A 16,759-nucleotide genomic window follows, 5' to 3' on the forward strand; every position below is an offset into this window, starting at 1 on the left:
CAGGACAGTATGATGCCGCCAGAGCAGATTATGTGTCAAGTTTGTGGATGTGCATCAAAATACGATCAGTTTCCCTGGTTTCGCTGGCAGCGGAATAGAGGTTGGGTGGTAAAATTCGCAGCAATTATTCTGGCCGGCCTGTATGTCGGCCTCCGATCAAGTAACAGGTAATCTGATAGTGACTACTCCTGAAAAATTAATTATCGCTTCCCGCGAAAGCCGTCTGGCGATGTGGCAGGCTGAATATGTGCGCGATCAACTGACGGCCCTCTATCCGTCCTGCGACATTCAAATCCTCGGTATGACGACGCGTGGTGATCAGATACTGGATCGTGCCTTGTCCAAAGTCGGTGGCAAGGGTTTGTTTGTGAAAGAGCTGGAAGTCGCCATGCTGGAAGGACAGGCGGATCTCGCCGTCCATTCCCTCAAGGATGTGCCGATGGATCTGCCGGAAGGATTTGCTTTGGCAGCCGTGCTTGAACGCGAGGATCCGCGCGATGCTTTCGTTTCAAATCAGTTCTCTTCCTTAGATGAATTGCCTGCCGGAGCAGTAGTCGGCACCAGTAGTCTGCGCCGGCAGGCCTTAATTTCAGCCCGTTTTCCGCATTTGCAGATTCGCCCGTTACGCGGCAATCTGGATACCCGGCTGCGCAAGCTGGATGATGGTGACTACGCGGCGATCATTCTGGCCGCGGCCGGGTTGAAACGTCTGGGGTTACCGGAGCGCATACGGAGCTTTCTGTCACCTGAACAAAGTCTGCCTGCTGCAGGACAAGGAGCAATGGCGATTGAAATATCTGCCCATCGTGCTGATTTGATGTCATGGCTGGCGCCATTGAATCATCTGCCAACCGCGCAGGCAGTCAGTGCCGAGCGCAGTGTTTCCCGGGCTTTTGGCGGTAGTTGTCAGATTCCACTTGCTGCCTATGCGACCGTCAGTGGATCGCAGATGCATTTGCGTGGAATGGTTGCGACACCGGATGGGGGGCGGATTGCGCAGGCTGAAATGCATGGTCTGGCGGAGCAATTTGAAGCGCTGGGTGCGCAGCTGGCAGATGCTTTATCTGCGCAGGACGCAGCCGGTATTCTTGCAGTTTGTAAAGCGCAGATCACAGAGTGACTGGCCAGGGATGTCTTACCGGCCAGTGATTATTACCCGCCCCCGGATTCAGGCACTTGAGTTTGCGGAAAAATTGAAACGCTTGCAAAGACAGGCAGTCATCTTTCCATTACTCGATATCAGTCCACTAACCGATCAGTCGGAAATTATCAGAATTGCGGGCTTGCTGACGGACTTCGACCTGGTTGCTTTCGTCAGTCCGAATGCCATTGATGGTTTCTTTCCACATGTTGCTGCTTGGCCTGCTGGGCTTCCGATTGCTGTTGTGGGGGAAGGGAGCTGCAGGGCATTGGAGAAGCATGGTCTGAATCATCAAAATGCTGATATTCGCAAGCCGGGTAATTCAGACCGGACAGACTCTGAAGCCCTGATGGCAGAAATGGACACGACTTCGCTGGCTGGGCAGAAAGTGCTCGTGGTTCGTGGCAGCCGGGGGCGCGAATTCCTGGCTGATGCGTTCCGCAACCACGGGGCCGATGTGGTTCAGCTGGTGGCATATTCCAGCTCGGAGCCGGAATTCACCATTCAATGCGCAGACCAGTTACGACATTTGCTGAATATGGATAGCGACTGGGTAATAACCAGTTCGGAAGCCGTACGAACCCTGATGCGATGGACGGAAAAATTAGATTACGGAAAATATGTATCAAAAATGCAACATCAAAATCTGATTGTTTCTCATGCCCGCATTGCGGAAACTGCGACGGCGCTTGGTTTTCGCAACATTACTTTAACAGGTACCGGCGACGAAAATGTGCTTGTCGCGTTACAATCACGCGTATGAACGAACAGCCTATCAATTCAGGGAGTGATTCCTTGTCTCAACAAAACGAACCAATCACCGCACCAGCGGCGACGCTTGCGCCAGCCGTTTCCGGCGCGAACCCCAACTGGACTCAGCCGGCCTACCTGATATCTGGCGTGCTCGCAGTTTTGCTGGCGGCAAACTGGTGGTCTTCGCAAAATCAAATCAGTGCTCTGAGGGAGGAGGTCGCCCGTCGTTTGCTGAGCGCCGATACCAATAGCAGCGAAACGAAAATACTGGCCAAAAATGTTCAGGATACAACGAAGGAAATTCAGGCAAAAGTAATTTTGCTGGAGGGAAAGCAATCAGAGGCACAGAGTCAGCAATTAGCGCTGGAGCAGTTGTATCAGGATTTGTCCAAGAATCGTGACGAATGGGCGCTGGCGGAGGTCGAGCAGGTTTTATCTACTGCCAGCCAGCAATTGCAATTGGCAGGCAATGTACAGGGGGCGTTGATTGCCTTGCAAAATGCGGATAATCGCTTAGCTAAGTCTGAGAAGCCGCAATTTATCCATATCAGACGCGCTATTGCAAAAGATATTGAGCGCTTGAAGTCTTTGCCTGCGCTGGATTTGCCGGGGCTGGCCTTGCGTCTGGATAGCGTCATCGCTCAGATTGATCATATTCCTTTATGGTCTGATGAAAAGTCTGTGGTTACCGCAGTGGCGCCGAAAGCGCCATTGCGGGTATTGTCCAAATCAGCGGCTAGTACCAGGCAGGATAACAAAAAAGCGGTTGCGGAAACCGACGATGTCAGCTGGTCTGTGCGAGCGCAGGATGTGTGGCAAAGTTTTTCAAGTGAAATGTGGGGCGAGGTCCGGCAATTGATCCGCATCCGGAATGTCGAGACGCCTGATGCACTGTTGCTTGCTCCGAACCAGGCCTATTTTGCTCGGGAAAATCTGAAGTTGCGGTTGTTGAATGCGCGGTTAGCCCTGCTTTCCAGAAATGAAGGTATTTTCCGTAATGATCTGGTCACAGCGCAGGATGCGATCAGCAAATATTTTGACACCCGCGCCAAGCAGACTCAGACGGTACAGGCATTGCTGCGCCAGGTGCAGGGCAGTAATTTGTCTATTGAAATGCCGACTTTGTCGGAAAGCCTCAATGCTGTGCGTAACTATAAAGTGAAGCCCTGATATGCGAATTTTTATCCGGCTTCTGATTCTGTTTTCTCTCGCCGTGGGGCTGGCGATCGGTGCGCGTTTTAATCCCGGTAATGTCGTATTGTTCTTCCCGCCTTATCGTCTGGATTTGTCGCTGAATTTGTTCCTGTTTTTGTTACTGGTGTTATTTGTTGCCTGTTTTCTGGTGCTTGGGGCCATCAACAGCGCACGGAAAATGCCGAAAAAAGTCGCTGCATACCGTCATAGCAAGAAAGAACGTGACAGTAATAAAGCATTGCGTGAATCAATCCGCACTCTGTTTGAGGGACGCTTCGGTTATGCAGAAAAGGCTGCAATCCGTGCCGCGGAATTACCCGAAAACGCCAGTATTGCTGCATTAATTGGTGCGCGCGCTGCGCATCACATGGGGCAATTTGAGCGTCGGGATGGCTGGATGAGCGGAATCGAGGCGGATGCTTCACACAAAGTGGCGCGTTTGGTCAGTATGACAGAACTATTAGTTGATCAGCATCAGTCAGAAAAGGCGCTGGAGTCCGTTCGTGAACTTCAGGCAAATGGCAGCCGGCACATCCAGGTATTACGATGGGCCCTGAAAGCAAATCAACAGGCGAGAAAATGGCAGGAAGTTTTGAAGCTGGTACGCACGCTGGATAAGCACCATGCCTTACATCCCGCATTATCAAGCCGTTTAAAAGAATTATCGTATGAAGACCTGCTCAAAGATAGCGCTAATGATGCAGAGTCGGTGCGCCGCACCTGGTATGACATTCCCGCAAGCGACCGGAAATCTGCTTTCGTAGCACATCAGGCAGCCCTGGCATTTAACGCCAGAGGATTGTTTGATGAGGCGCGGACGATTGTCGAAAAAGCCTTGCAGGAAGAGTGGGACGAACGTTTGCTGAGAGATTACCGCGATGCGGCAGCCCCGGAGGGTTCGGCCGCCTTGTTGTCGCAGATCGAAAATTGTGAAAAATGGTCAGTCGAGCACCCGACCGATCCTGAATTAGCCCTGACGCTTGGGGTTTTATGTTTGCGTCAGAAATTATGGGGTAAGGCACAGCGTCATATGGAACAGGCATTATCTGATGCCATTTCAGGACGAACGGTCAGAGAGTCGAATCTGAAGCTCGCGCAATTACATGAGGCACTTGGTCAGAGTGACGAGGCAGCCTATCACTACCGGCAGTGCGCAATTGCGACCACGCTGTGATGCTTCAGCGTTGTGTGCATTGCACCAATTTTGTCTGAAAGCCGATATAATCCCGAGTGGTGATATAGACTTCCCTGATATTGAAAAGAAAGACTGACATGAGCTTGAATAATGTACCTGCAGGTCGTGATTTACCGAATGACTTCAATGTCATTATCGAAATTCCGATGAATGCTGATCCGATTAAATATGAAGTAGATAAAGATACCGGCGCGATTTTTGTTGACCGTTTCATGGGTACTGCCATGCACTATCCTTGCAATTACGGATATGTGCCGCAAACAATCGCTGGTGATGGCGATCCTGTCGATGTGCTGGTCATTACACCTTTCCCTTTGATTCCTGGTGTCGTGGTTCGTTGCCGTCCGATTGGCGTTCTGAATATGACGGATGAGGCCGGAAATGACGCGAAGGTTCTGGCTGTGCCGGTCGATAAAATTTTGCCGATTTACACCCACTGGCAAAAACCTGAAGATATGAATGAATTGCGTCTGAAGCAAATTCAACATTTCTTTGAACACTACAAAGATCTGGAAAAAGGCAAATGGGTGAAGGTTGAAGGTTGGGCGGGCCCTGAAGCTGCAAAGAAAGAGATTTTGGCTGGCGTTGAGAATTTTAAAAACGCAGAGAAATAAATCTCAGTTCATCTTTGATTCATGAAAAAACGCGGCAGGTTTGCCGCGTTTTTTTATTGTGTAATGAAGAGTCGGGTTGCTTATCGTTGATATTTTTGATGCAGGCTATTCTGTTACTGGACTTATCTAATGAGGAAAATACATAGTCGCGGCAATGATCAGGCCAACCAGAACGGCAATCAGGCTGATCCATGTTAACGAAGTGATCTTTTCTCTGCGCTGACTGACAGCAGCAGGGGAGCGCTGGGCGTGCTTACGTTTGCGTTTGAGTCTTTTATCCCGTTCGATAAAATGATGAAGTGCCAAGGATAAGGCTTCTGCATTGGCATAGCGCGCATTCAAATCCTTGTCCATCGCTTTCATGACGATTTTGGAGAGCGAACTTGGAATCCGCGGATTAATTTCTGACGGCGGTTTCAGTGTTTTGTGTGCGATTTGCTGCAAGAGCTTATCGATGTTATTACTCTGAAAGGGTTTTTGCAGTGTCAGCATTTCATACATTACCGCCCCGAGTGAGTAAATATCCGTCTGCGCATTGACTGGTTTTCCCAGAGCCTGCTCAGGAGACATATAGTTCGGTGTTCCCAGAATATTGTTGTTAAACAGGGTCACATCGGCAGGCTTGCTTTCATCAATTAAACGGTTTGGTGCCCGTGCAATTCCGAAATCGACTACTTTAGGCTGATTATTGGAGAGGATAAAAATATTACCTGGCTTGATGTCACGGTGAATCACGCCGTGTGCATGGGCGTAAGACAGAGCATCCGCAATCTTTTGAATAATCGAAGCCGTTTCTACGATATCAAAATTTTTCCCGTTCGCAAGCATGGTTTTTAAATCTTCACCCGGCAACAGTTCCATGGCGATAAATGTAATGCCTCCTTCTGTAGAGGCATCGAAGATGGTCACGATGTTCGGATGTGACAAGCGGCCGGCAGCTCTTGCCTCGTTAATAAACTGCTGTTCGCGCGATTTTTTATCAGCCGTACCGGTATTGGTGTTCAGAAGCTTGATAGCGACGCCGCGGTCGATCACCGGATCATGTCCGCGGAACACGGAGCCATTCGCACCGTTACCTAATTGTTCCGTCAGATAGAATCTGCCCACGCGCTTATGCATGAGTGGTGCCTGAGGTTGTGGGGGAAAGGAGCTTGGTTTGTTTTCCATGTCAGCAGAATGCCTTGTACAAGATCAAATATCAAGTGAGCTTGATGTAATTATTTTATTTTGTGGCAATTTTCTGTAAGGATTGTGCTCATTCAGCATATCAGTGTAAAGCTGCATATCCTGTTTCTCCCGAAGCAGGAAGGCGGCTACAGCATGATTAAATTCCGGATGGCTTAAAAAATGGGCTGAGTATGTTTTTTGCGGCAAAAAACCGCGCGCCATTTTGTGTTCGCCTTGTGCGCCACCTTCAAAAGTAAGGAATTTTTCGCGAATACAAAATTCGATTCCCTGATAGTAAGCGGTTTCAAAATGCAGGCAGGGATAATATTGCACGCAACCCCAGTAGCGACCGTAGACGTGTTGTCCATCGTGAAAAAGCAGCGTGGCAGCAATGTTTTGATGATCTTTAACCGCCAGAATCATGTAAACCTGTTTCTGCATGGATGCTCCGATCTGGAGGAAAAAATCCAGATTCAGATAGGGGCGGGAATGATGATTCAGGTAGGTCAGGTCGTAACAGTGCTTAAAAAATTCCCATTCTTCTCTGGTGATATGTTCTCCTGGAATATGCCGGAAACTAATGCCCTGTTCTGTGATTTTTCTTCTTTCCGCGCGAATATTTTTTCGTTTTTTATGATCCAGTGTATTGAGAAAATCGTCAAAGTTGAGATATTGATGATTGTGCCAATGAAATTGAATGCCAGTCCTGATCAGAAAACCGGCTTCTTGTAGTAATGAAATTTCGGATGCATCCGGAAACAGCAAATGGATGGACGATAATTGTTCTTTTGTGAGGATTTCTCTCAATGCATCAATCAGAAGTTGTCTGACTTGCGGCACGGCGCTGATAAGCCTGCTCCCCGTTACGGGGGTAAAGGGAATTGCTGCCAGTAATTTGGGATAATATGCCAGACCGTGATGCTGATAAGCTTCGGCCCAACTCCAGTCGAAGACATATTCACCGTAAGAGTGAGATTTTTTGTATAGCGGGCAGGCGCCTACCAGAATCTCCCGATCCCAGATAGTCACAAAATGGGGTTGCCAGCCGGTCTGGGCGCATGCGCTGCCCGATTCATGCAATGCATGTAAAAATGAAAACGAAAGAAACGGATTTTTGTTTCCGGTCGATCGAAGGAGATTTTCCCATTGCAGCTGTCCTACATCTGATAAGGAACTGGCGATGCACGTGCGATAATGCTGGTTTTCAGAAATTAATTTCATTATTGAATTAAATGAGATTGCACGATTATGACGATTAAAGTTGCTATAGCCCAGATGAATTGCACGGTCGGAGATTTGACCGGAAATGCTGCACAGATTGTAGACTATGTTCGTCGGGCAGCTGCTGGAAATGCCGATATTGTTGTGACGCCAGAGCTGTCGCTGACCGGATATCCGCCAGAAGATTTGCTGCTGCGCCCAGGATTCTGCCTGCAATCGCAGGATGTCTTGCAGGCGCTTGCTGGTCAGCTACGTGAATTTCCTGATCTGTATGTGCTGGTGGGGCATCCGTTGGCGCAGGATGGCATGCTGTTCAATGCAGTGTCTGTCCTGATGAATGGCCAGATTATCGGAACTTACCGTAAACGTCATTTACCAAATGACGCTGTTTTTGATGAGCGCAGATATTTCAGCCCCGCATCTGATGTCTGCGTGTTTACGGTAAAGGGTATTTGTTTTGGGATTAATATCTGCGAGGATACCTGGTTTGCAGATGCTCCAGCCGCAGCCAGGAATACCGGGGCTCAGGTATTGCTGGTGCCTAATGCGTCTCCGTTTTATATGGACAAGCTGCACCGGCGTCAGCAAGTCATGCGTGCTAATGTCACTTCTGCAGGACTGGCATTGGTTTATGCCAATCTGGTTGGTGGGCAGGATGAATTAATTTTTGATGGTAATTCTTTTGTGCTGGATCAGGCTGGAAAAGTGTGCGCGCAGCTCGGGCATTGTGAAACCGGTCTGCAGCTGATTGAATTTGACGGATCTCAGCCGCAGCCAGCGGAGTTAGCTGAAAATGGCAGCGCCGAAGCACAGATTTATCAGGCGCTGGTATTGGGTTTGCGTGACTATGTAAATAAGAATGGTTTTCCCGGTGTGCTGCTTGGTTTATCCGGTGGTGTTGATTCGGCGCTGACGCTGGCAATTGCCGTGGATGCGCTGGGGGCGGATAAAGTCAGGGCGGTGATGATGCCATCTCCGTATACTGCGGATATTTCCCTGGTGGATTCACGTGAGATGGTCAGGCGGATTGGCGTCCGCTATGATGAGATTTCAATCGCTCCATGTTTTGACGCTTTTAAATCAGCGTTAAGTCATGAGTTTGCAGGATTGAAAGAAGATACGACAGAAGAAAATATACAGGCCAGGATACGCGGCACTTTGTTGATGGCGATGTCGAATAAATATGGTTCTATCGTCGTGACTACTGGGAATAAGAGTGAAATGGCTGTGGGTTACTGCACTTTATATGGTGATATGGCGGGTGGTTTTGCAGTGATTAAGGATATTCCCAAGACGCTGGTATATCGCTTGTGCGAATACCGAAACCGTATAGAAAACATTATTCCAGAACGGATTCTCACGCGGGCCCCCTCGGCTGAGTTGCGTCCGGATCAGAAAGATCAGGATTCCTTGCCACCATACGACATACTGGATGGAATAGTGCAGAGATATATGGAACAGAACCAGTCGCGTGAAGAGATTATCTCCGCCGGTTATCGTGCTGAGGACGTGGAGCGGATTACGAAATTGATTAAAATTAATGAATATAAGCGCCGCCAGGCACCTGTCGGGATTAAGATTACGTCAAGAGCCTTTGGGCGCGACTGGCGTTATCCTATTACATCAAAATTCAGAGATTAATAAAGGAAAACAATATGAAGCAAGTAACCGCTGTGATTAAACCTTTTAAGCTCGACGAAGTGCGCGAAGCACTGGCAGAAGTCGGCGTAACAGGATTAACCGTCACTGAAGTCAAAGGATTCGGACGGCAAAAGGGGCACACCGAGCTATATCGTGGTGCGGAATATGTGGTTGATTTCCTGCCAAAAATTAAAGTCGAAGTCGTGATTGATGACAAGATTTGCGATCATGTCGTAGATGCGATTATCAAGGCTGCGCATACCGGAAAAATCGGTGACGGCAAAATTTTTGTGCAAAATGTAGAGCAGGTTATTCGGATCAGAACAGGAGAGACGGGCCCGGATGCCGTCTGATGCAGTGATGCAGGATTTCTTTTCATTACGAAGAAAAACAGTTTTCAGTTCAATCCTGCTGACAATTGGTGCCGGGTGTTTGCCGGCAGCCAGTGCACTGGCGGATAGCGGCGTTACGGAGCATAAGATTATTCTGGGTCAGTCCGCTGCTTTTTCTGGCCCTGCTGCGCAACTGGGGATTCAGTTGCACGCTGGTGCAAAGGCCTACTTTGATTACATTAACTCAACAGGCGGCGTATTTGGCCGGAAGATTGAGTTACTCCGGCGGGATGATAAATACGAAGCGGAAATTGCCGCGGTCAATACCAAGGCGTTTATTGAGAATGATGATGTTTTTGCCCTGTTTGGCTATGTAGGTACGCCGACCAGTAATGCCGCCTTGCCTTTATTTACTCAGGCAAAAATTCCATTTTTTGCGCCATTTACAGGAGCACAATCCTTACGGGAACCGTTTAACCGGCAAATATTTAATATCCGCGCCAGTTATTTTGATGAAACGGAACATCTGGTCGACCGGCTGGTAAATACGGGATTGAAAAATATTGCTGTGTTTTACCAGAATGATGCTTATGGTAAAGCTGGTTTGGCGGGTGTTGAGCGGGCCCTTAAAAAGAAAGAATTGCCGATCATTGATACTGCGACTGTCGAACGCAATAGTCTGGATGTGTCAAAGGCAGTGGCAAAACTGATCGCAAAGCGCCCTGATGTCATCATTCAGATCAGTGCCTATTCCTCCTGCGCTGCTTTTATTAAAGAAATGCGCAAATTGGAATATACCGGTCAGTTTTACAATGTGTCTTTTGTCGGTAGTCAGGCGCTCGCTGACACGCTTGGAAAAGATGGTCCGGGAGTCGTGATTTCCCAGGTAGTGCCATTTCCGTGGTCAATCGCCAATGCCATGGTTGTCGGCGAATATACCAAGATCATGAACAAGGCAGGTATCAAAGACCTTAACTTCTCCAGCCTGGAAGGATTTATTGCTGCGAAAGTGTTTGTGGAGGGCTTGCGCAGAGCAGGGCAAAACCTGACACGCGAAAAACTGATTGCCGCTCTGGAGTCAATCAATGTCAAAAATTATGATGCGGGTGGATTTGATATCAATTTTTCGCCATCGAATCATAATGGATCCCGTTACGTCGACATGACCATAATCGGGAAAGACGGACGCTTTAAAAACTAACTGGCTGGAAAATCCGGTGGTGAGGCCTGTTTTTGCATCTGATCGAATGGCACAGATCAGGGAATCAGGCTTTCAGTAAAACAATCAATGCACCGGAACCGCCATCGGCAGCAGTTGCCTGACTGAACGCAAGCACTTCATTTTTTTGTATCAGCCAGTTTCTGACCTTATGCTTCAGGACGGGTTCTTTGTTGACGGAGCCCAATCCTTTCCCGTGAATGATGCGGACGCAACGGATGCCGCTACGCCCGCATTTTCTTAAAAAATCTCCCAGACTGTCTCTGGCCTGATCCCTGCGATAACCATGTAAATCAAGCTGCGCCTGAATGACCCAATGACCTTTGCGTAATTTACGAACCACATCAACGCCGACGCCCGGTCTGGTGTAACTGAGATTTTCATCCGTTTCAAGTAGTGAGTCGGCATCGAATTCGTCAGAGAGAGATTCCTGTAAAGCCGCCTTTTCATCCGCTAAGTGCTGAAATGGAATCGGCGCCGGACGTTGTGGTTCCACCTGATGCTTTGCAGCAGTCTTGATGGGGGCAACATGGCCAATGCTGTTGCGGAAAATATTCGCTTCAGCCTCTGCTTTTTTTTCCTGTTCCAGTCGTTCAGCCTCAGCGCGCTGTTTTGCTTCCTGCTGCTGTCTGAGTTGTTGCCCCAGGGATTTCAGGTCAGCAAAATTCTTCATCTGCCACCTCTGAATCTTTACTTACTCTTCCAGATAGCGCTGGGCGTCCAGTGCGGCCATGCAGCCGGTTCCTGCACTGGTGATTGCCTGACGATAGACGTGATCCTGAACGTCGCCTGCGGCAAAGACTCCCGGAATATTTGTTGCCGTAGCCATGCCTTCGGTGCCTGTCCGGGTCCTGATATAACCGTTGTGCATATCAAGTTGCCCTTCGAAGATACCCGTATTCGGTTTGTGACCAATGGCGACAAACAGGCCGTGTAACGAAATGGCGCTGACCGTACCTTCTGCGGATTTGATCCGGATGCCAGTGACACCGCTGTCATCGCCAGTTACCTCGTCAAGCGTGTGATTCCATTTGATTTCAACTTTACCTTCTGCGACTTTAGCCATCAGGCGGTCGATCAGAATGGCTTCTGCACGGAATTTGTCGCGGCGATGAATTACCGTCACTTTACTGGCGATATTTGACAGATACAGGGCTTCCTCCACAGCGGTGTTGCCGCCACCGATGACAGCCACTTCTTTACCGCGGTAAAAAAAGCCGTCACAAGTCGCACAGGCAGATACGCCTTTTCCCATGAATGCCTGCTCTGAAGGCAGCCCCAGATATTGTGCTGAGGCGCCGGTAGCGATAATCAGGGAGTCGCAAGTGTATTCAGCCTGATCACCGATCAGGCGAATCGGTTTTTCGTTGAGCTTTGCGGTGTGAATGTAGTCAAAAATAATCTCAGTATTAAACCGTTCCGCATGTTGCAGGAAACGCTGCATCAGTTCGGGCCCTTGTACGCCCATCGGGTCGGCTGGCCAGTTTTCCACGTCGGTCGTCGTCATCAGCTGACCGCCTTGTTCAACACCGGTAATCAGAACAGGATTCAGATTGGCGCGCGCAGCATAAATAGCGGCGGAATAGCCAGCCGGACCGGAACCAAGAATCAATACTCGAGCGTGTTTAGATGTAGACATGGAAAACCTGCAAAAAGAAAGTTAAACGTGGAGCGGTGAATGCCATCTGTATTGTCAGGAGATGGAGATGCCGGTACAGAATACAAGTGCTTACATTATTTTGGAGCTGTATCCCGCATTAGCCGTGATTATAGTCTATCCTCTTACCCACCGTGACAGGCATCTGGGTTTTGCGCATCACCCAGGGCGTGCTATCTTGTCAGTTTCGCTTGTCTGGATGAACATATTCCTGATTTATGACTACAAGTAATAACGAAGCTTATACCCGCAATCATAAAAGTACATCGCCCCCGCCTTTGCCGGGAAAAATGCTGGTGTTACTGATGGAGGCGCGCTGGATTCTGTTTGCTGCTCTCAGTATTTGCCTGATACTGGTGCTGGCAACGTATTCAAAGGCAGACCCGGGGTGGTCGCAATCGAGCGTGGTTCCACGCGTCCACAATCTGGGAGGCAAATTTGGTGCTTGGCTGGCTGATGTGCTGCTCTATGTGTTTGGCATATCTGCCTGGTGGTGGTGTGTTGCCTCATTGAAGCAGGTCTGGAAAACATATCGTTTGCTGGCCAACCGCTTTGCCGTCCAGCCCGCGCCAGAAGAAGAGGTGCATCAGTCTGTATTGCTGATACAGAAAGCCGGCTTTGGATTATTGATCGCCAGCAGCATGGGAATTGAATACCTGAGGATGTATTCCCTGAAACTTCCGTTGCCATTGGCGCCGGGGGGCGTACTGGGGGAGCTGATCGGACGTTTTTCTTTGACGGCATTGGGTTTTACCGGTTCGACTTTATTGCTGCTGCTGGGAATGGCTCTCGGTATCAGCCTGTATTTTCAGGTGTCATGGCTCACGATCGCAGAAAAGATTGGTACTGCGATTGAGGCAATCTTTGTGTTTGTACAGCATAAACACGCTGCCGCTGAAGACCGTCGTGTCGGGCAAAGTGCCGCTGTCAAGCGGGAAGAGGCAGTCGTTCAGGAGCGGGCGAAAATTGTTGAAGCTGCACCAATCCGCATCGAACCGCAAGTAGTGGCTGTGCAGCGCTCGGAGCGGGTGGAAAAAGAAAAACAGGTTTCTTTGTTTAATGAGTTGCCAGATACAAATTTACCGCCGTTGTCCTTACTGGATGAGCCGCCGCCGGCTCAGGAAACCGTCAGTGTCCAGACCCTGGAATTCACCAGCCGCCTGATAGAAAAAAAGTTGTCCGATTTTGGTGTCGACGCCAAAGTCGTGGCGGCTTATCCCGGGCCGGTCATTACACGGTATGAGATTGAGCCGGCGACAGGTGTAAAAGGCAGTCAGATCGTCAACCTTGCCCGGGATCTGGCACGGTCTTTGTCGCTGACCTCGATTCGCGTCGTCGAAACAATCCCTGGAAAGAATTATATGGGCTTGGAGCTGCCCAACCCTAAACGGCAGATTGTGCGACTGACAGAGATACTGGGATCAAAAATCTATAACGACAGCACGTCAAGCCTGACAGTCGCTTTAGGAAAAGACATTGCCGGTCATCCTGTAGTTGCCGATCTGGCAAAAATGCCTCACCTGCTGGTGGCAGGTACGACCGGTTCAGGAAAATCTGTCGGCATCAATGCCACGATTTTGTCCTTGTTGTATAAGTCCGATCCCAATGACGTCCGCATGATTCTGATTGACCCCAAGATGCTGGAAATGTCCGTCTACGAAGGCATTCCTCACTTGCTGGCTCCGGTTGTGACAGATATGCGCCAGGCCGGGCATGCACTGAACTGGGCTGTGGCCGAGATGGAGCGCAGATATAAGCTGATGTCCAAACTCGGCGTCCGTAATCTGGCTGGCTACAACACCAAAATTGCCGAAGCCACCAGGAAAGAGCAGCACATTCCCAATCCTTTCAGCCTGACGCCTGACGCGCCGGAACCGCTGGAAAAGTTACCCACAATCGTGATCATCATCGACGAGCTGGCCGATCTGATGATGGTGGTTGGTAAAAAGGTGGAAGAATTGATTGCCCGTATTGCACAAAAAGCGCGGGCTGCCGGTATTCACCTGATCCTGGCCACGCAGCGCCCATCGGTGGATGTGATTACTGGTCTGATTAAGGCGAACATCCCGACCAGAATTGCATTCCAGGTCAGCAGCAAAATTGATTCACGGACCATTCTGGATCAGATGGGGGCGGAAACTTTGCTCGGTATGGGGGATATGCTGTATATGCCACCTGGGACAGGTTTGCCTATCCGCGTCCACGGAGCGTTCGTCTCTGATGAAGAAGTACACCGGGTTGTCGAGCATCTGAAGGCGCAAGGCGAACCGAACTACATCGAAGGTATCCTGGAGGGGGGCGTGCTGGATGAGGGGGCAGAGGGCGGTGTTGCCGGAGAGGCGGGTGCTGGCGGTGAGGCCGACGCACTGTACGATCAGGCTGTGGCGATTGTTCTCAAGAACCGCCGGGCTTCCATATCGCTCGTTCAGCGCCATTTGCGGATTGGTTATAATCGCGCGGCCCGGCTATTGGAACAAATGGAGCAAAGCGGCGTCGTATCATCAATGCAGTCCAATGGCAACCGGGAGATACTGGTGCCGGCGGGAAATGCAGAATAGTGAATTAGGAAATCAAGTGAAGAGCAAAATCAAAATGCTGTGCGGGCTGATGACAGCTGCGGCGATACTCCTTGCGCCGGTATGGGCACAGGCCTCAGCCGTCGAACAGTTTAAATCTTTTGTCAGCAATACCAAAAGTGCCAGAGGCGAATTTGTTCAGCAACAGGTCAAGATGACAGATGGTGCTGCGAAAATTGGAAAAACTTTTCACGGCACATTCATCTTTGCGCGACCAGGAAAGTTTATCTGGATATATCAGAAACCCTACGAACAGACATTGCAGGCAGATGGGGAAAAATTATTTATTTACGATAAAGACCTGAATCAGGTAACGGTGAAGGAGCTGGGAAACGCGCTCGGCGCCAGCCCGGCAGCGATCTTATTTGGCAGTGCAGGCGCCGCCGATCTGGAGAAAAATTTCGGATTGCGCGATGTCGGTGCGAAGCAGGGGATGGAGTGGCTGGATGCGACCGCCAAGAGCAAAGACAGTCAATTTGATCATATCGGCATCGGAATGAAAGACGGCGTGCCCGTGGCACTGGAATTGCGGGATCATTTCGGCCAGGTTTCGGTGCTGACGCTGAAGAATCTGGAAAAAAATCCTGCTCTCAAGGCTGATCAGTTCAAGTTTGTTGTGCCTGCTGGCGCAGATGTGTTTCGGCAGTAAATGAGCGAAATGAGTTATTCCGGCAAGTCGCTCATTCCACTGGCGGAGCGCATGCGCCCCGCCACGCTGGCGGATGTTATCGGGCAACAGCATATTTTGGGTGAAGGAAAACCTTTGCGGCTTGCCTTTGAGTCCGGTCAGCCGCATTCGATGATTTTATGGGGGCCGCCAGGCGTAGGAAAAACAACGCTGGCGCGGCTGATGGCCGATGCATTTCACTGCGAATTCATTGCCTTGTCAGCAGTGTTGTCGGGTATAAAGGATATTCGTGATGCCGTCGAACGCGCGCAGTTGTTACGTGCCACCTCTCAGCGCAGAACCATTCTGTTTGTCGATGAGGTTCATCGTTTCAACAAGAGCCAGCAAGATGCGTTTTTGCCTCATGTAGAAAGTGGATTATTTACTTTTATCGGCGCAACTACCGAAAACCCGTCTTTTGAAGTCAATAGTGCGCTGCTGTCGCGTGCTGCGGTCTATGTTCTGAAATCATTGACAGATGAAGACCTGGCATTGATGGCTGAACGTGCCTGTGAGCATGAATTGGGTGGCATCCACATGACGGAGGAGGTGCGCGCAAGCCTGGCAGCCAGTGCCGATGGTGACGGCAGAAAGCTGTTGAATAATCTGGATATCGTGGCGCGCGCTGCCATCGCAAAGCACCTGGCACTGATCGACTCCGAGTTGCTCAAGGAATGCCTGGGCGATAGCTTGCGGCGTTTCGATAAAAGTGGCGATGCGTTTTATGATCAGATTTCAGCCTTGCATAAATCGGTGCGTGGGTCGAATCCTGATGCGGCGTTGTACTGGATGGTCAGGATGCTGGATGGCGGCGCTGATCCGCGCTACCTGGCCCGGCGCATCATACGCATGGCATCGGAAGACATAGGTCTGGCCGATCCGCGCGCTTTGCGAATCAGTCTTGACGCCGCGGAGACTTATGAGCGGCTCGGCTCGCCCGAAGGAGAGCTTGCATTGGCTGAGGCGGTGGTGTATCTGGCTTGTGCCGCGAAATCAAATGCTGTCTATCAAGCGTATAACGCAGTACGGGCACTGATTGGGAAGGATAAGTCGCGTGTGGTTCCTGAACATTTGCGCAATGCTCCGACCAAACTGATGAAGGAACTCGGCTACGGCAAACTGTATCGCTATGCCCATGATGAGCCCGGTGCGTATGCGGCTGGCGAAACTTATTTGCCGGATGGGCTGGAGGGGCAGTCATGGTATCACCCGGTGCCACGCGGACTGGAAATCAAAATTGCAGAGAAATTAGATTTCCTGCGTCAGCTGGATGCTGAGGCAAGCAAAAAATGAAAAGCAATACAGTCCGGACGTTTGCCTGTCGTAACCGTTGAAGGGAGCTCGCGTCGGTGCGAAATCTTAACCGGCAAATACCAGGAAAA

The 16,759-nt window shown here is 50.0% G+C and carries 15 protein-coding genes; 11 read left to right on the forward strand and 4 right to left on the reverse strand.

From position 1 onward, the window contains the following. The first annotated feature begins 178 nt into the window (after positions 1 to 178). From hemC to ppa, 5 genes are all read left to right on the forward strand, one after another. Positions 179 to 1,120, forward strand: a complete 942-nt coding sequence (gene hemC, locus H8K27_RS07825) for a hydroxymethylbilane synthase (protein ID WP_329604357.1) — start codon at positions 179 to 181, stop codon at positions 1,118 to 1,120. 25 nt (positions 1,121 to 1,145) lie between these two features. Next, positions 1,146 to 1,904 (forward strand): uroporphyrinogen-III synthase, encoded by a 759-nt coding sequence (locus H8K27_RS07830; protein WP_329604358.1) that lies wholly within the window; start codon positions 1,146 to 1,148, stop codon positions 1,902 to 1,904. Continuing rightward, positions 1,901 to 3,064 carry a uroporphyrinogen-III C-methyltransferase gene (locus H8K27_RS07835; protein ID WP_186862579.1) on the forward strand — a complete coding sequence of 388 codons (1,164 nt, stop codon included), beginning with the start codon at positions 1,901 to 1,903 and terminating at the stop codon, positions 3,062 to 3,064. Before H8K27_RS07830 ends, H8K27_RS07835 begins: the two co-directional genes overlap by 4 nt. A 1-nt stretch (position 3,065) precedes the next feature. Next, a complete protein-coding gene (locus H8K27_RS07840) occupies positions 3,066 to 4,262 on the forward strand; it encodes a heme biosynthesis HemY N-terminal domain-containing protein (protein WP_186862580.1) in 1,197 nt (398 codons plus the stop codon). A gap of 98 nt (positions 4,263 to 4,360) precedes the next feature. Beyond that, a complete protein-coding gene (gene ppa, locus H8K27_RS07845; protein ID WP_186862581.1) occupies positions 4,361 to 4,897 on the forward strand; it encodes an inorganic diphosphatase in 537 nt (178 codons plus the stop codon). 126 nt (positions 4,898 to 5,023) lie between these two features. Here ppa and H8K27_RS07850 read toward each other — a convergent pair whose 3' ends face one another. Both H8K27_RS07850 and H8K27_RS07855 read right to left on the reverse strand, forming a co-directional pair. After that, the gene (locus tag H8K27_RS07850) at positions 5,024 to 6,016 is read right to left on the reverse strand and encodes a serine/threonine protein kinase (protein WP_186862582.1); all 993 of its coding nucleotides are present in this window, start codon (positions 6,014 to 6,016) and stop codon (positions 5,024 to 5,026) included. A gap of 72 nt (positions 6,017 to 6,088) precedes the next feature. Next, positions 6,089 to 7,285: a GNAT family N-acetyltransferase gene (locus tag H8K27_RS07855; protein ID WP_186862583.1), complete on the reverse strand. Its 1,197-nt coding sequence runs from the start codon at positions 7,283 to 7,285 to the stop codon at positions 6,089 to 6,091. Between the two features lie 27 nt (positions 7,286 to 7,312). Here H8K27_RS07855 and H8K27_RS07860 point away from each other — a divergent pair, with 27 nt between their 5' ends. Genes H8K27_RS07860 through H8K27_RS07870 form a run of 3 tightly spaced genes read left to right on the forward strand, consistent with a single transcriptional unit; the run spans position 7,313 to position 10,459 of the window. Further along, positions 7,313 to 8,926 (forward strand): NAD+ synthase, encoded by a 1,614-nt coding sequence (locus H8K27_RS07860; protein ID WP_186862584.1) that lies wholly within the window; start codon positions 7,313 to 7,315, stop codon positions 8,924 to 8,926. Positions 8,927 to 8,940: 14 nt separating this feature from the next. After that, positions 8,941 to 9,279 carry a P-II family nitrogen regulator gene (locus tag H8K27_RS07865; RefSeq protein WP_176803902.1) on the forward strand — a complete coding sequence of 113 codons (339 nt, stop codon included), beginning with the start codon at positions 8,941 to 8,943 and terminating at the stop codon, positions 9,277 to 9,279. Beyond that, a complete protein-coding gene (locus H8K27_RS07870; RefSeq protein WP_230419014.1) occupies positions 9,269 to 10,459 on the forward strand; it encodes an ABC transporter substrate-binding protein in 1,191 nt (396 codons plus the stop codon). The genes H8K27_RS07865 and H8K27_RS07870 overlap by 11 nt, the downstream gene beginning before the upstream one ends. Positions 10,460 to 10,523: 64 nt before the next feature. Here H8K27_RS07870 and H8K27_RS07875 read toward each other — a convergent pair whose 3' ends face one another. Continuing rightward, a complete protein-coding gene (locus H8K27_RS07875) occupies positions 10,524 to 11,150 on the reverse strand; it encodes a Smr/MutS family protein (RefSeq protein WP_186862585.1) in 627 nt (208 codons plus the stop codon). Positions 11,151 to 11,171: 21 nt separating this feature from the next. Next, on the reverse strand, positions 11,172 to 12,116 hold the full coding sequence (gene trxB, locus H8K27_RS07880) for a thioredoxin-disulfide reductase (RefSeq protein WP_186862586.1): 945 nt from the start codon (positions 12,114 to 12,116) through the stop codon (positions 11,172 to 11,174). Positions 12,117 to 12,352: 236 nt separating this feature from the next. Between trxB and H8K27_RS07885 the strand changes: the two genes are divergently transcribed. From H8K27_RS07885 to H8K27_RS07895, 3 genes are read left to right on the forward strand one after another with little or no spacing between them, the layout of a single operon-like run. Then, positions 12,353 to 14,692 (forward strand): DNA translocase FtsK, encoded by a 2,340-nt coding sequence (locus H8K27_RS07885; RefSeq protein ID WP_186862587.1) that lies wholly within the window; start codon positions 12,353 to 12,355, stop codon positions 14,690 to 14,692. Then, the gene (gene lolA, locus H8K27_RS07890; protein WP_186862588.1) at positions 14,682 to 15,359 is read left to right on the forward strand and encodes an outer membrane lipoprotein chaperone LolA; all 678 of its coding nucleotides are present in this window, start codon (positions 14,682 to 14,684) and stop codon (positions 15,357 to 15,359) included. The genes H8K27_RS07885 and lolA overlap by 11 nt, the downstream gene beginning before the upstream one ends. Then, the gene (locus H8K27_RS07895) at positions 15,360 to 16,670 is read left to right on the forward strand and encodes a replication-associated recombination protein A (protein ID WP_186862589.1); all 1,311 of its coding nucleotides are present in this window, start codon (positions 15,360 to 15,362) and stop codon (positions 16,668 to 16,670) included. Positions 16,671 to 16,759: the final 89 nt, after the last annotated feature.

Source organism: Cognatundibacterium griseum (assembly GCF_014284195.1).
In the GTDB taxonomy this organism is placed as follows: domain Bacteria; phylum Pseudomonadota; class Gammaproteobacteria; order Burkholderiales; family Burkholderiaceae_D; genus Undibacterium; species Undibacterium griseum.